This window comes from Thauera sp. JM12B12 (assembly GCF_039614725.1).
Taxonomy (GTDB): Bacteria; Pseudomonadota; Gammaproteobacteria; order Burkholderiales; family Rhodocyclaceae; genus Thauera.
Window position 1 is genome coordinate 3,431,553 of the sequence record NZ_CP154859.1, and the last position, 13,208, is coordinate 3,444,760.

The window sequence follows — 13,208 nt, forward strand, 5'->3', positions numbered from 1 at the left end:
CGCGCCATGTGGATCTCGGTGACCCTTCAGGCCGACGCCGAAAAGGCCGAGGCGCTGTCCGACGCGTTGATGGAGGCGGGTGCGCTGTCAGTCTCGATCGAGGACGCCGACGCCGGCACCGAGGCCGAGAAGCCCCAGTTCGGCGAACCCGGCCACCTGCCCACCGGTCTCTGGGACCACAGCCGGGTGATCGCGCTGTTCGACGGCGACACCGATCGGCAAGCGCTCGAAGCCGCGCTCGCCGACGCCAGTCGGACCGCCGGACTCCCGGCCGTGCCGCCGTTCACCACTGAGCAGATCGCCGAACAGAACTGGGTGCAGCTCACCCAGAGCCAGTTCGACCCGATCCGCATCACCGACCGGCTGTGGATCGTGCCGTCCTGGCACGAGGCACCGAACCCGCAAGCGATCAACATCGAGCTCGACCCCGGCATGGCATTCGGCACCGGCTCGCACCCGACCACGCGGCTGTGCCTGGAGTGGCTGTGCGACGCCGTGCAGCCCGGCTGCAGCGTGCTCGACTATGGCTGCGGCTCGGGCATCCTCGGCATCGCCGCCGCAAAGCTCGGAGCCGGCGACGTGCTCGGCATCGACATCGACGAGAAGGCGGTCGAAGCCGCACGCGACAATGCCGCGCGCAACGAAGCGACGCTGCGCCTGCAACACTCGGCGGTGCCGCTCGGCGACACCTTCGACATCGTGGTCGCCAACATCCTCACCAACCCGCTCTGCGTGCTGGCGCCCGCGATCGCGGCGCGCGTGGCGCCCGGCGGCCGGGTGGCACTGTCCGGCGTACTGGAAACCCAGGCCGGGCAGGTGATCGAGGCGTGGGCGCCGCTCATCGCACTGCAGGTCGGCGCCACGCTCGACGGCTGGATCCGCCTGGAAGGCCGTCGCCCCGGGCCATGATGCTCACCCGCTGCCCCGCCTGCCAGACGGTGTTCCGGCTACGCCCGGAGCAACTGCACGCGCGGCGGGGCGAGGTGCGCTGCGGCCACTGCTTCCACCCCTTCAATGCGCTCGAGCATGCACTCGAGTTACCTGACGGGATGCCGCCGGCCCCACCGCCCCCTCCGGATGCGCTGTCGCAGCGCGCCCGCGGCACGCCCCCCGCCGCTCCTGCCGACAGCTTCAAGCAGTCCGGCGCCCCGGAGTTCGCCGCGCCGCCGACCGCGCCACCGCCCGCCGCCACCACGACGGATTTCCTCATCCTGGAGGACAGGCCGGCTACGGGCCCAATGCGCTCATCGACCGCGGCGATGCTCGAGTTCGGCATACCCGAACTCGAATCGAGCGCCGATACCGATGCCGCTGACGGCGCCGCGGCCCAGGCCGAACCGGCACCGCCCCCCGCTCCTCGCGAGGCCGACGCCACAGGCGCTGGAATCGGGCCCGCAGCCAGACCGGCCACGTACGCGCCCGCAACGTTCGCAGCGCCACTGTCCGGTCATGGCGAAACACTGGCCGAAGACACCGATGCCTCGCCCGCACGCGCGTTTCCCGGCGTGCTGCGCAGCGGACGCCGTCCGCCACCGTCGGCTGAGCCGCTCGCGGCCAGGACCGAGCCGCCGCGCCCCGATGCCGCGCTGGAGCCGGCCTCGACACCCACCGTACCCGCCAGTGTCGGGAGCCTAGATGAGACCGCGCCGGCACCCGATCCGGCCACAGCCGAGACCGCCGGCCCCGAGCCCGACCTCGCTCGCCTCGACGCCACCTACGGCCGCCCGCCGAAGCGCGTGCATCCGGCACTCGGCGCACTCGGCAGCCTGCTCGTCGTCGTGCTGACCACCCTGCTCGGCGCACAGACCCTCTACCTTTACCGTATGGAGATCGCACGCGAGCTCCCCGGCCTGCGCCCTCTTCTCACCGAAGCCTGCATGCAGGCCGGCTGCACGGTGCCCTATCCTCAGGATGCCGAACGAATCTCGATCGAGGCTTCGGACCTCCAGGCCGAGCCGGGCCGCCCCGGTCACTACCTGCTGCACACCACGCTCAACAACCGCGCCGAGTACCCGCAGCAGTGGCCGCAACTCGAGCTCACCCTCACCGACGCGGGCGACAATCCGATGTCGCGCCGGGTGCTGCCACCCGCCGACTGGCTGCCCGCCGGCGAGACCGGCGAAGCCTTTCCCGCACGCACGGCGATCGAGGTCCGCCTGCCCTTCCAGGTCGAAGGGCAGGCGCCGACCGGCTATCGCATCTACGCCTTCTACCCGTGAACGCATGCAGGACCCAGCGGGCCCTGCATGCCGAGCGGGCACCTCGACCGTTCAGCGCGAGACGCGCGTCGTACCGCCGTCGCGCAGCACCCTCACGCGATCTCCGGCCCGGAAGCCCTCGCCTTCGTCGGCCTGCACCACCGCGAGGAACTGGCCGTTGTCCAGGCGCACGGTGAGCTCCACCCCCTGAGTGCGGGTCGCGCCCTCCTCGACCGCGGCGCCTGCCAGGCCGCCCGCCACCGCGCCGATCACGGTCGCCACCGCCTGGCCACGCCCGCCGCCGATCGTGCTGCCGGCGATGCCGCCCACGGCAGCACCCGCCACCGAGCCGATCGGCGTCTTGGTGCCCTCGAGCAGCACACCGCGCACCGACTCGATCGTGCCGAACTGCACGGTCATCGCACGCCGCGCCTCGGTGCGGGAATACGTCCCGCCTCCCAGACCCTGTGCGCACCCGCCCAACACCAGCACCGCAACCGCCGCGGCAGCCATCGCGCGCAATTTCATCGTCGTCCGATTCACCAGAGTTCCTCCCCGAAAGCCTCGCGGTAACGGCGTCCAACGTCCGCCCGCGTCGGTTGATGATTCTGCCCGCCGCGATGCGCGATCTTGATCGCGCCCATCACGGCCGCCAGACGCGCGCTCCGGCGCATGTCCCAGCCGTTCGCCAAACCGTGCAGCAGCCCTGACCGATACGCGTCCCCGCAACCGGTCGGATCCACGATCGCATCTGCCTTCACCGCCGGCACCGTGAACACCTCACCCCGCCAATGCACGCGCGATCCCTCGGCACCGAGCGTCACGACCAGGGCTTCGACCTCGCGCGCGAGCGCCTCCTCGCTGCGCCCGGTCTTGTCGCACATCAGGCGTGCCTCGTAGTCATTGACCGTACAGTAACGCGCCTGTTGCAGACATTTCAGTAACGCTTCGCTACCGAGGATCGGCAGGGCCTGGCCCGGATCGAACACGAAAGGCACGCCCGCCGCGGAAAAACCATCGGCGTGGCGCAGCATGCCGTCGGCGCCATCCGGCGACACGATGCCCAGTTCGGCACCCTTCGCGCTGCGCACGTCATTGAGGTGAGAGTGGAACATCGCCCCCGGGTGGAAGGCGGTGATCTGGTTGTCGTCGAGGTCGGTGGTGATGAAGGCCTGGGCGGTGTAGGTGCCCGCCACCTCGCGCACGAAATCCTCGCGCAGCCCGAGTGCCCGCAGGCGCGCGCGATAGGGGCCCGCGTCCTCGCCCACGGTGGCGACGATCACTGGATCGCTGCCGAGCAGCTTGAGACTGTAGGCGATGTTGCCCGCGCAGCCGCCGAACTCCCGGCGCATGTCGGGCACCAGGAAGGAGACGTTGAGGATGTGGATCTGCTCGGGGAGGATGTGGTTCTTGAAGCGGTCGTTGAAGACCATGATCGAGTCGTAGGCGACCGATCCGCAGACGAGGATGGACATGGGCGGCACGCAGGCGGGCTGTTGGCTGAGCGCCGATTATACGCGGCGCCTCAGGCGGCCTCAGGCCGCCGACTGCAGCGCCGCGCGCAGCTTGACCGCCATGTCCTCCAGCGCCGCGCGCGGCGGGTTCTTCACCGGCCAGGCCAGCTCCATGCCATCGCCTTCCCAGCGCGGCAGCACATGGATGTGGAAGTGGAAGACGGTCTGCGCCCCGGCCTTCTCGTTGGCCTGGAAGAGCGTCACCCCTTCGCAGCCGAAGGCCGCCTTGGCCGCGCGTGCCATGCGCGCCGCGGTACGGAACGCCGCCCCGGCGAGTTCGTCGTCGAGCGCATAGACATTGGCGCGATGCGGCTTGACGAGCACGAGCATGTGGCCGGGGTTCACCGACTGGATGTCCATGATCACCAGCGTGTGCTCGTCCTCATGGACGCGCGAGGCGGGCAGCTCGCCGCTCACGATGCGGCAGAAGACACAGTTGTCGGCTTGGGTGGGCGTGCTCATCCGCGAGGGCTCCCGGGCTGGATCGTCATCGCATCGTAACCAGCACGTCACCGCGTCGCAACGCGGGCTTTCGAGAATGGCGCCACCCGAACAGGACGGAAGAACGCCATGCTCCAGCACCTCCAGCCCCGCCAGGACGGCCGCGCGCACGCATCACGCGCACTCCACGTCGGCCTCGCCACCTGCGAGACCGAGATCCTCGAAGCTCAGAAGCTTCGCTACCGCGTCTTCGCCGAGGAGATGGGTGCCCGCCTGCCCACGCGCACGCCGGGCGTCGATCGCGACATCTACGACCCGTTCTGCTCTCACCTGATCGTGCGCGACGAAGCGGCCGGCCGCATCGTCGGCACCTACCGCATCCTGTCACCCACGGCTGCGCGCCGGGTCGGAGGCTACTACTCCGAGAACGAGTTCGACCTCACCCGTCTGCAGCACCTGCGCAGCCGGCTGGTCGAGATCGGACGCTCCTGCATCGACCCCGACTACCGCAGCGGAGCGGTGATCGCGCTGCTGTGGTCGGGCCTGGCGCGCTACATGCAGGAGAACGGCCACGACTACCTGATCGGCTGCGCCTCCATCAGCATGGCCGACGGCGGGCACACCGCGGCCAGCCTGTATAATCGCCTGCGCGAACGACACCTCGCGCCGCTGGAATACCACGTGTTCCCGCGCTACCCCCTGCCGCTGGCCAGCCTGCGCGGCGACCTCGACGCCGAGGCACCGCCGCTCATCAAGGGCTACCTGCGCGCCGGCGCCTGGATCTGCGGCGCACCCGCCTGGGATCCCGATTTCAACACCGCGGACCTGCCCATCCTGATGCCGATCAACAAGGTGGATGCACGCTACGCCCGCCATTTCATGGGACGCCAGGACTGAACCAAGACGCCCGCACCCCGCGCCCGCAGCCCATGTCAGACACGCCTGCCGCAGCGGCACGTCGCGACGCCGGCCACGCCGTCGAAGCGCCGGCCTGCACGCTCGACCGCCCCGCCCCGGCCCTGCTTCGCGGGTGGCGCTGTCTGCGGCTCGTCCTCCACCTCGTGCTGGGCGCGCTGACGATCGCGCTGGTCTACCCCTTCACCCGCCGCCCCACCCACCAGGCCCTGCGCCGGCGCTGGTCGCGCGCGCTGCTGAAGGTGCTCGGTATCGAGCTGGACACGCGTGGCGAGGCGGTCGCCCCCGGCTGCATGCTGGTCGCCAACCACATCTCCTGGGTGGACATCTTCGTCATCAACGCGCTCGCGCCGGCGGCCTTCGTGTCGAAGGCCGAGGTGCGCGCGTGGCCGTTGATCGGCTGGCTCGCGGCGAAGAACGACACCATCTTCCTGCGCCGCGGCAGCCGCGGCCACGCCCGCATCATCAACGCGGAGACGGCCGCGCTGCTCGACGCAGGCTGCAACGTCGCGATCTTCCCGGAGGGCACCACGACCGACGGTAGCCGCCTGCTGCACTTCCATGCCGCGCTGATTCAACCGGCGATCGCCTGCGCGCATCCGGTGCAGCCGCTCGCCCTGCAGTATCTGACGCCCGCCGGCCACTTCACGCGGGCGCCGGCCTACGATGGTGAGCTCAGCCTCGGCCAGTGCGTGGCGAACATCCTCGCTGCACGCCGCACGGTGGCACGCGTCACCGTGGCCGCCCCGATCGCGACCGCCGACGGCGGCGACCGCCGCAGCCTCGCCAGCCGCACGCGTGCGCAGATCGCCCGGGTGATCGGAGTGGCGGACGCTGCGCCAGCGCTTCCGGGTGACGCGTCGTCTCGCGCCCACTGAGCGACACCAGCCGGCCCCGGCCGGAACGCCTCGCCTTCGTGCTGCGAACGCCCGCTCAGCCCTGTACCTGGAACACGGCATCGTCCTCGATGCGCAGCGCGGTGAGCTTGCCCCCCCATACGCAGCCCGAATCCAGCGCGATCAGGCCCGGCTCACGATAGAACCCCAGCGCCGACCAGTGGCCGCACACGACGGTGTGCGTGCGGCTGAAGCGGTCGGGCACGCGGAACCACGGCATCATCCCGGGCGGCGCCTTGTGCGGCGCACCCTTGGCGCGCAAGTCCATGCGCCCGTCGGCGCTGCAGAACCGCAGGCGGGTGAGCGCGTTGACGATGACCCGCAGGCGGTCCCAGCCCTTGAGCCCGTCCGACCAGCGCTCCGGCTGGTTGCCTGCCAGGTGCAGGAGGAAACTGCGCGCCCGCGTGCCGCGCAGGGCGGTGCTGACCTCGCCCGCGAGCGCCTGCGCACGCGTCACCGTCCACCCCGGCAACAGACCTGCATGCACGAGCACGTGCTCGCCATGCACTTCCAGCAGCGGCAGGCAGGACAGCCAGTCGAGCAGCTCGTCGCGGTCGGGCGCCTCGAGCACCTGGTAAAGGGTGTCGTCGCTGTCTCTGCGCTTGAGTCCCGCAGCCACCATCAGCAGGTACAGATCATGGTTGCCGAGCACGATGCGGGCCACATCGCCGAGGTCACGCAGGAAGCGCAGCACGCGCAGCGACTCCGGCCCACGATTGACGAGATCGCCAACGATCCATAGCCGGTCTCGCGCGGGATCGAAGGCGAGCCTGTCGAGCATCCGGTCGAGCGCCGCGTAGCAGCCCTGAATGTCTCCGATTGCGTATGTAGCCATCGCTTCCTGTAGTCGCCGGCGACGAGCCGGCCCGCCTCGAGCGTTTGCGGTGAGAGCGGAGCGGCGGCCGCTCCGCCCCTTTCGGGTCCTATACCTTGTAGTACTCGCGGTACCAGGCGACGAAGCGCCCCACCCCGTCGCGCACGCTGGTGGCCGGCGCAAAGCCGGTCCAGGCGTTGAGCGCAGCGGTGTCGGCATAGGTCGCAGGCACGTCGCCATCCTGCAGCGGCAGGAAATTCTTCTGCGCGGTGACGCCGAGCGCGTCCTCGATCGCGGCGACGAAGTCCATCAACTCGACCGGGTCGTGGTTGCCGATGTTGAACACGCGGAAGGGCGCATCGCTCGTGCCCGGGTTGGGCTGCAGCGCGTCGAAGACGGGGTCCGGCGCCGCGACGTGGTCCAGCGTGCGGATCACGCCCTCGACGATGTCGTCGACATAGGTGAAGTCGCGCTTCATGCGCCCATGGTTGAAGACGTCGATCGGCCGCCCCTCCAGGATCGCCTTCGTGAACAGGAACAGGGCCATGTCCGGCCGCCCCCACGGCCCATACACGGTGAAGAAGCGCAGGCCGGTGGTCGGCAGGCCGTAGAGATGGCTGTAGGTGTGCGCCATCAGCTCGTTGGCCTTCTTGGTCGCCGCGTAGATGCTCACCGGATGGTCGACGCTGTCGGCCTCGGAGAACGGCATCTTGGTGTTGCCGCCATACACGCTCGAGCTGGATGCATAGACGAGGTGCTGCACCCTGGCATGGCGGCAGCCCTCGAGGATGTTCATGAAGCCGACGACGTTGCTGTCGATGTAGGCGTGCGGGTTCTGCAGCGAGTAGCGCACCCCGGCCTGGGCGGCGAGGTGGATCACGCGGTCGAACTTCTCGGCGGCGAACAGCGCCTCCATGCCGGCGCGGTCGGCCACGTCCATCTTCACGAAGCGGAAGCCCGCGTGCGGCGTGAGGCGGGCCAGCCGCGCCTCCTTCAAGGTGGGGTCGTAGTAGTCGTTGAGGTTGTCGAGACCGACGACTTCATCGCCGCGGGCGAGCAGGCGCAGGGACGTGTGCATGCCGATGAAGCCGGCGGCACCGGTGACGAGAATTTTCATGGAGGGGACGAGCCGAGTGGAGAGCGGGCGAAAAATCGAAATGCGCCGGGATTATCGCATGCGGGAACGGTGCGCAGATGTGACGGGTTTCTTGCAGCGCATGCGCCGAGCGCGCAGCGGTCGCAGGGCAAGCTTGCTTATACTTGCGCGGTCGCGATCCACCCTGACTCGATGCTGACCCGCCTGCCCTACACCCTGCTGTGGATCCTCGCCCTGCCTCTGGTGGTGCTGCGCCTGCTGTGGCGGGCGCGCCGCCAGCCCGCCTACCTGCGGCACGTGGGCGAGCGCTTCGGTCGCTATCGGGTGCGCGCGCCGCTCGCCGTGATCTGGGTGCATGCCGTCTCGGTGGGCGAGACGCGGGCCGCCGAGCCGCTGGTGCGCGCCCTGCTCGCGCGCTGGCCGGAGCACAGCGTGCTGCTCACCCAGATGACGCCGACCGGGCGCGATACCGCGCGCGCCCTGTTCAAGGACGAGCCACGCGTGCTGCGCGCCTACCTGCCCTACGACGTCGGCTGCTTCGCGCACGCCTTCCTGCGCCACTTCCGGCCGCTGTTCGGCGTGATCATGGAGACCGAGCTGTGGCCCAACCTGCTCGCCGCCTGCCGCCGCCGCGGCATCCCGGTGATGCTGGCCAATGCGCGCCTGTCCGAGCGCTCGGCGCGCCGCTACGCGCGCCTGCCGGCGCTCACCGCGCTCACCATGAAGGCGCTCGCCGCAATCGGCGCCCAGACCGCTGCCGACGCCGCGCGCCTCGCCCAGCTCGGCGCGCGGCGGGTGACGGTGACCGGCAACATCAAGTTCGACATCAGCCCGCCGCCGTCCATGCTTGCCCTCGGCCAAGCCTTGCGCGCGCGCATCGGTGTGCGCCCGGTGGTGCTCGCCGCCAGCACCCGCGAGGGCGAGGAGAGCCTGCTGCTCGAAGCCTTCGCGCGCCACGCCCCGGCCACCGCGCTGCTGCTGCTGGTGCCAAGGCACCCGCAGCGCTTCGATGCGGTCGCCAACGAGGTCGGCCGCTGCGGACTGACGCTGCAGCGGCGCAGCGCAGAGGAGACGGTCGCCGGTAGCACCCGCGTGCTGCTGGGCGATTCGATGGGGGAGATGTTCGCCTACTACGCCGCTGCCGACGTCGCGCTGATCGGCGGCAGCTGGCTGCCCTTCGGCGGGCAGAACCTGATCGAGTCGTGCGCGGTCGGCACCCCTGTGCTGGTGGGCCCGCACACCTTCAATTTCCAGGCGGTGGCGGACGACGCCGTGCGCGCGGGCGCGGCGCTGCGGGCCGCGGACCCGGACACCGCCATGCGCGATGCGGTGGCCCTGCTCGGCGACGAGGCCCGCCGCAGCGCGCTCGCTGCCGCCGGCCGCGCCTTCGCCACCACCCATCAGGGCGCGACCGCACGCAGCGTGGCGATCCTCGAAAGCCTGCAGGGAAGCGCCCGCGCGACGGCGCGCTGAACGCAGCGCAACAAGGACGCCGGCGAGTTCTAGACCCTCAGGGTGCGAGCAGCGTGTTGATCGCGTGCACGTCTTCCTCGCCGAGCGTCCCCGCCGCCGCCTTCAGGCGCAGCTGGGCGAGCAGGGTGTCGTAGCGCGCACGGGAGAGCTGCTGCAGCGTATCGGCAAGCTGGGTCTGGGCGTTGAGGACGTCGATGTTGATGCGCACCCCGACTTCATAACCGAGCTTGTTGGCCTCGAGCGCGGACGTCGACGACACGCGCGCCGCCTCCAGCGCCTTGACCTGCGCCATGCCGCTGGTGACGCCGAGCCAGGACTGGCGCGCAGCGAGCGCAGCGCTGCGGCGCGCATCCTCGAGGTCGGCGTCGGCCTTCATGCGCAGCGCCGCCGCCTCGCGCGACACCGAGGACACGCGCCCGCCGGCATAGAGCGGCACGTTCAGCTGCAGGCCGATCGCGGTGGCCTCGGAGCGGTCGGTGCTCGGCTGCGGACGGTTGTTGACGCCGTGGCTGGCGACGAGGTCGACCGTAGGCAGATGGCCGGCGCGCGCGCGCTCGACCTCGCGCGCGGCGATCTCGCGCGCCAGCTGCTGGGCCTGCACGCCAAAGCTGCCGGACTCGGCCGCGGCCACCCAGTCGGCGACGTTCTCCGGCTGCGGACGCTGCAGCGCCACGCCCTCGCGCAGCCCGGCGAGCGGCTCGGGCTGCCTGCCGATGATCTGTGCCAGGCTCTGGCGTGCGACCTCGAGCTGGTTCTGTGCGGCGATCTCCTGCGCCGAGGCGAGGTCGAAGCGCGACTGCGCCTCATGCACGTCGGTGATCGTCACCGTGCCGACCTCGAAGCTGGTCTTCGCCAGCTCGAGCTGCTCGCTGGCGGCAGTGCGCAACTGGGTCACCGCGGCCAGCGCATCCTGGGCGTTGAGCACGTTGAAATAGGCCTCGGCCACGCGCAGCACGAGGTCCTGGCGGGCAAGCCCGAACTGGGTCTCGGCGAGTGCGGTCTGCAGCTCGCCCTGCTTGAACTGCACCCAGTTCTGCCAGCGGAACAGCGGCTGGGTGAGCTGCACCCCGTAGCCATTGCTGTTGTAGGACGGCGACGACGAGCCGGGCGGAACCCGCGTCCGGAAGTCCGCATCGGTGTAGGTCGTGTCCGCCGCCAGTCCGATCTGCGGCAGCAACCCGGCGCGGCCCTGCACGACCTTCTCCTGGCCCGCCTCGAACTGCGCCCGCGCCGCGGAGAACTTCGCGTCGTTGGCAAGCGCCTCCTGGTAGACCGCCATCAGGTCGGCGGCCAGCGCCCCGCCCGAAAACAGGCCCGCGATACAAACTGCCAGGATTCGCTTCATCGTGTTCTCCGCTGTTGAGGGACGCCGCCGGCTCAGTACTGCGCCATCCCCGGGTCGACCTGCGCCGCCCAGCCGGCGACGCCGCCCGCCAGGTTGATGACGTTGGAGAAACCCTGGCGTTCGAGGAACATGCACACTTGCGCGCTGCGCCCGCCGTGATGGCAGATCACCACGGTCTCGCGGTCACGGTCGAGTTCGGCGAAGCGCGCCGGCACGCTGCCCATCGGCATCGCCACCGAACCTTCGATGCGGCAGATCTCCAGCTCCCAGGGTTCGCGCACGTCGAGCAGCAGCGGCGCTGGCTGCTGCGCGTCTTCGAGGCGGCGGGCGAGCTGAGTCGGACTGATCTGATGCATGGCCGTCTCAGAAGCTGAAGCTGTCGCGCTGCGGCGCGTTCTTGAGCATCGGCACCACGGTCTCGAAGATGTCCTCGGTGCGGAAGCGGCCTTCGCTCTCGCAGGTGATCAGCCGCGCCTTCATGACCGGCGCCTCGCCGACGAAGGCGAACAGGCGGCCACCGACCTTGAGCTGCTCGAGCAGCGCCTGCGGCACGAAGGGCAGCGCACCCGACACGACGATGACGTCGTAGGGCGCACGCTCGGCCCAGCCACCGACGCCGTCGCCCTGCACCACGACCACGTTCTCGACGCCGTTGCGGGCGAGGTTGGCGCTCGCCAGCTTCACCAGCTCGGGCTCGATCTCGAGCGTGCGCACCCACTCGGTGCGCGCAGCCAGCAGCGCGGCGAAGTAGCCGGACCCGGTGCCGATCTCGAGCACCGAATCGGACTTCGCCAGGCGCAGCGCCTGCAGCACCTTGCCCTCGATCACCGGCTTGAGCATGACCTGACCGCAGCCGATCGGGATCTCCACCTCGGTAAAGGCCAGATCGCGATATGCGGCGGGCACGAATTCCTCGCGCTTGACCGTCATCAGGAGGTCGAGCACGTCCTGATCCAGCACCTCCCAGGGGCGGATCTGCTGCTCGACCATGTTGAAGCGCGCTTTCTCGAAATTCATCAGGGACTCCCGGCGAAATATTAGCACACGCTAATGGATAGCGTTATCCAAAAAGGCAAAACCGCGTCATTCTAGCGCAGTTGCTGCACCGCGATCCGCGCGCGGTGGGCTGGATTTCCGCCCTTGCAAGGCCTCGCCCGCCGCGCGGCTTCAGCCCCCGCCCGGGGCCGACGGTTTGCGCGCGCGGCCGCCGCGACCACCCGATGTCCGGGCCTCGCCTTTTCGCACCGCGGTCCGCTGGGCCGCCCCGCGCGTGGCGTCGGCCTGCTGGAGCCAAAGGAGCGCATCGACCTGGGCGATGAAGCCCTCGAGGTACTGCGGCGCAATGTCGCCCATGCGGATCAGCGCCTGCAGGGCGAGGTGGTGCGAGTTGAGCGGGCCCGCGTTGTCCGGCGCCGCGGCGCGCGCGCGCGCCAGCTGCTGCTCGAGGCTCAGCCGCGACCAGGTGCTGCGGAACTGGCGCACCGACTTGAGCTCGGCCGCGGCTTGCGCCTCCGTCCCCGCGAGGCCGCCGTCCGGGTCGGCGACGCCGGCCTGGCGCGCCACATGTTCGAGCAGCTCGGCAAGCGGCCGGCGCCGCGCCGGCAACGGGTTCGTGCCCCCCGCATGCTCGACGTCCACGCGCAGACCCGCCAGGCGGCGCTCGATCCTGCGCACCAGGGCCACGCGCGCAGGCCCGGCGAAGACATCCAGCCGCCGCATCATGGCCTCGATCACCCGCCAGCCCACGGGGTCGAAGCGCGCCGCACCGCGCACGCGCATGTCCTCGACGCGCGCCTCCAGGTGCGCGCGCAGTGCCTCGGCGGCCCTCCCGCCGGGCGGGGACGCGGTGGGCGCCTGGACCTCAGCCATCCTGCCTCGCGACCGTCTGCGCCGACCTCGGCACCGGCGCCATCTCCACCCGCCGGTTGCGCGCGCGACCTTCTGCGTCGTCGTTGGAGGCCACCGGCTGCTCGGACCCGAAGGCCGCGGCGAACACTGCCGTCGACGGCACGCCCTCCTCGATCAGCGCCCGTGTCACGGTCAGCGCGCGTTGCGCCGAGAGATCCCAGTTGTCGGCGAAGCGCCGGTTGGTGTCGAGCACGGGACGGTCGTCGGTGAAGCCGCTCACCATCAGCAGCTCGTCGCGGGTGGCGAGATAGGCGGCCAGAGGCGGCGCCAGGCTCTGCAGCACCTGCCTGCCCTCGGGCTGGAGTTCGGCCGAATTGAGCGCGAACAGCACGCTGCCGCTGATGCCGATCCGCCCATCGTTGAGCGTCACCCGCCCGCTCGCCAGCGGTACGGCGAGCGCCCTCTCCAGCGCCTCGCGGCGCTGTTCCTCGATGCGGCGCTTGTGCACCTCGGCCTCGAGCGTGGTCGCCAGCTCGAGCTGCACGCCGAGCACCCCGACGAGGATGAGCACGAAGGCGCCGAGCAGACCCGACATCAGGTCGCCGAACACCCCCCAGGCCGGCGCCGCCTGCTCGATCGCGCCATCGCTGCCATGAAGCTCGTCCATC

15 protein-coding genes are annotated in these 13,208 nt (G+C 70.5%); 5 read left to right on the forward strand and 10 right to left on the reverse strand.

Annotated elements, in window-relative coordinates:
- The first annotated feature begins 6 nt into the window (after positions 1-6).
- Positions 7-909, forward strand: a complete 903-nt coding sequence (gene prmA / locus AAG895_RS15575) for a 50S ribosomal protein L11 methyltransferase (RefSeq protein WP_345792898.1) — start codon at positions 7-9, stop codon at positions 907-909.
- Positions 906-2,219 carry a DUF3426 domain-containing protein gene (locus tag AAG895_RS15580; protein ID WP_345792899.1) on the forward strand — a complete coding sequence of 438 codons (1,314 nt, stop codon included), beginning with the start codon at positions 906-908 and terminating at the stop codon, positions 2,217-2,219. The genes prmA and AAG895_RS15580 overlap by 4 nt, the downstream gene beginning before the upstream one ends.
- 51 nt (positions 2,220-2,270) lie before the next feature.
- Here AAG895_RS15580 and AAG895_RS15585 read toward each other — a convergent pair whose 3' ends face one another.
- From AAG895_RS15585 to AAG895_RS15595, 3 genes are read right to left on the reverse strand one after another with little or no spacing between them, the layout of a single operon-like run.
- Positions 2,271-2,726 carry a glycine zipper 2TM domain-containing protein gene (locus tag AAG895_RS15585; RefSeq protein WP_345795311.1) on the reverse strand — a complete coding sequence of 152 codons (456 nt, stop codon included), beginning with the start codon at positions 2,724-2,726 and terminating at the stop codon, positions 2,271-2,273.
- Positions 2,727-2,737: 11 nt separating this feature from the next.
- A complete protein-coding gene (locus AAG895_RS15590; RefSeq protein WP_345792900.1) occupies positions 2,738-3,673 on the reverse strand; it encodes a carbohydrate kinase family protein in 936 nt (311 codons plus the stop codon).
- A gap of 60 nt (positions 3,674-3,733) precedes the next feature.
- Positions 3,734-4,174 carry an HIT family protein gene (locus AAG895_RS15595; protein ID WP_345792901.1) on the reverse strand — a complete coding sequence of 147 codons (441 nt, stop codon included), beginning with the start codon at positions 4,172-4,174 and terminating at the stop codon, positions 3,734-3,736.
- Positions 4,175-4,282: 108 nt separating this feature from the next.
- Between AAG895_RS15595 and AAG895_RS15600 the strand changes: the two genes are divergently transcribed.
- The gene (locus tag AAG895_RS15600) at positions 4,283-5,050 is read left to right on the forward strand and encodes a GNAT family N-acyltransferase (protein WP_345792902.1); all 768 of its coding nucleotides are present in this window, start codon (positions 4,283-4,285) and stop codon (positions 5,048-5,050) included.
- Positions 5,051-5,082: 32 nt separating this feature from the next.
- Entirely contained in the window at positions 5,083-5,946 is an 864-nt protein-coding gene (locus tag AAG895_RS15605; protein ID WP_345792903.1) for a lysophospholipid acyltransferase family protein, read from the forward strand.
- 55 nt (positions 5,947-6,001) lie between these two features.
- Here AAG895_RS15605 and AAG895_RS15610 read toward each other — a convergent pair whose 3' ends face one another.
- Together AAG895_RS15610 and AAG895_RS15615 are read right to left on the reverse strand one after the other, a co-directional pair.
- Positions 6,002-6,799, reverse strand: a complete 798-nt coding sequence (locus AAG895_RS15610) for a symmetrical bis(5'-nucleosyl)-tetraphosphatase (RefSeq protein WP_345792904.1) — start codon at positions 6,797-6,799, stop codon at positions 6,002-6,004.
- An 88-nt stretch (positions 6,800-6,887) separates the two neighbouring features.
- Positions 6,888-7,895: an NAD-dependent epimerase gene (locus AAG895_RS15615; protein ID WP_345792905.1), complete on the reverse strand. Its 1,008-nt coding sequence runs from the start codon at positions 7,893-7,895 to the stop codon at positions 6,888-6,890.
- Positions 7,896-8,066: 171 nt separating this feature from the next.
- Between AAG895_RS15615 and waaA the strand changes: the two genes are divergently transcribed.
- Positions 8,067-9,347, forward strand: coding sequence for a lipid IV(A) 3-deoxy-D-manno-octulosonic acid transferase (waaA, locus tag AAG895_RS15620; protein WP_345792906.1), 1,281 nt, complete (start codon positions 8,067-8,069; stop codon positions 9,345-9,347).
- A gap of 37 nt (positions 9,348-9,384) precedes the next feature.
- Here the strand turns inward: waaA and AAG895_RS15625 are convergent, their stop codons facing one another.
- From AAG895_RS15625 to AAG895_RS15645, 5 genes are all read right to left on the reverse strand, one after another.
- Positions 9,385-10,692 (reverse strand): TolC family outer membrane protein, encoded by a 1,308-nt coding sequence (locus AAG895_RS15625; RefSeq protein ID WP_345792907.1) that lies wholly within the window; start codon positions 10,690-10,692, stop codon positions 9,385-9,387.
- 32 nt (positions 10,693-10,724) lie between these two features.
- The gene (locus AAG895_RS15630; protein ID WP_345792908.1) at positions 10,725-11,048 is read right to left on the reverse strand and encodes a rhodanese-like domain-containing protein; all 324 of its coding nucleotides are present in this window, start codon (positions 11,046-11,048) and stop codon (positions 10,725-10,727) included.
- A 7-nt stretch (positions 11,049-11,055) separates the two neighbouring features.
- The gene (locus AAG895_RS15635; RefSeq protein ID WP_345792909.1) at positions 11,056-11,709 is read right to left on the reverse strand and encodes a protein-L-isoaspartate O-methyltransferase; all 654 of its coding nucleotides are present in this window, start codon (positions 11,707-11,709) and stop codon (positions 11,056-11,058) included.
- A 150-nt stretch (positions 11,710-11,859) separates the two neighbouring features.
- Positions 11,860-12,561 carry a DUF2894 domain-containing protein gene (locus tag AAG895_RS15640; protein ID WP_345792910.1) on the reverse strand — a complete coding sequence of 234 codons (702 nt, stop codon included), beginning with the start codon at positions 12,559-12,561 and terminating at the stop codon, positions 11,860-11,862.
- Positions 12,554-13,207 carry an OmpA family protein gene (locus tag AAG895_RS15645; RefSeq protein WP_345792911.1) on the reverse strand — a complete coding sequence of 218 codons (654 nt, stop codon included), beginning with the start codon at positions 13,205-13,207 and terminating at the stop codon, positions 12,554-12,556. The genes AAG895_RS15640 and AAG895_RS15645 overlap by 8 nt, the downstream gene beginning before the upstream one ends.
- Between the last annotated feature and the right edge of the window lies 1 nt (position 13,208).

Bases quoted from the DNA above. Each gene is read 5' to 3' on its own strand.
- AAG895_RS15625 (WP_345792907.1), bottom strand. From the start codon at position 10,692: ATGAAGCGAATCCTGGCAGTTTGTATCGCGGGCCTGTTTTCGGGCGGG.
- prmA (WP_345792898.1), top strand. From the start codon at position 7: ATGTGGATCTCGGTGACCCTTCAGGCCGACGCCGAAAAGGCCGAGGCG.
- AAG895_RS15610 (WP_345792904.1), bottom strand. From the start codon at position 6,799: ATGGCTACATACGCAATCGGAGACATTCAGGGCTGCTACGCGGCGCTC.
- waaA (WP_345792906.1), top strand. From the start codon at position 8,067: ATGCTGACCCGCCTGCCCTACACCCTGCTGTGGATCCTCGCCCTGCCT.
- AAG895_RS15595 (WP_345792901.1), bottom strand. From the start codon at position 4,174: ATGAGCACGCCCACCCAAGCCGACAACTGTGTCTTCTGCCGCATCGTG.
- AAG895_RS15630 (WP_345792908.1), bottom strand. From the start codon at position 11,048: ATGCATCAGATCAGTCCGACTCAGCTCGCCCGCCGCCTCGAAGACGCG.
- AAG895_RS15635 (WP_345792909.1), bottom strand. From the start codon at position 11,709: ATGAATTTCGAGAAAGCGCGCTTCAACATGGTCGAGCAGCAGATCCGC.
- AAG895_RS15590 (WP_345792900.1), bottom strand. From the start codon at position 3,673: ATGTCCATCCTCGTCTGCGGATCGGTCGCCTACGACTCGATCATGGTC.
- AAG895_RS15580 (WP_345792899.1), top strand. From the start codon at position 906: ATGATGCTCACCCGCTGCCCCGCCTGCCAGACGGTGTTCCGGCTACGC.
- AAG895_RS15605 (WP_345792903.1), top strand. From the start codon at position 5,083: ATGTCAGACACGCCTGCCGCAGCGGCACGTCGCGACGCCGGCCACGCC.
- AAG895_RS15600 (WP_345792902.1), top strand. From the start codon at position 4,283: ATGCTCCAGCACCTCCAGCCCCGCCAGGACGGCCGCGCGCACGCATCA.
- AAG895_RS15585 (WP_345795311.1), bottom strand. From the start codon at position 2,726: ATGAAATTGCGCGCGATGGCTGCCGCGGCGGTTGCGGTGCTGGTGTTG.
- AAG895_RS15615 (WP_345792905.1), bottom strand. From the start codon at position 7,895: ATGAAAATTCTCGTCACCGGTGCCGCCGGCTTCATCGGCATGCACACG.
- AAG895_RS15645 (WP_345792911.1), bottom strand. From the start codon at position 13,207: ATGGACGAGCTTCATGGCAGCGATGGCGCGATCGAGCAGGCGGCGCCG.
- AAG895_RS15640 (WP_345792910.1), bottom strand. From the start codon at position 12,561: ATGGCTGAGGTCCAGGCGCCCACCGCGTCCCCGCCCGGCGGGAGGGCC.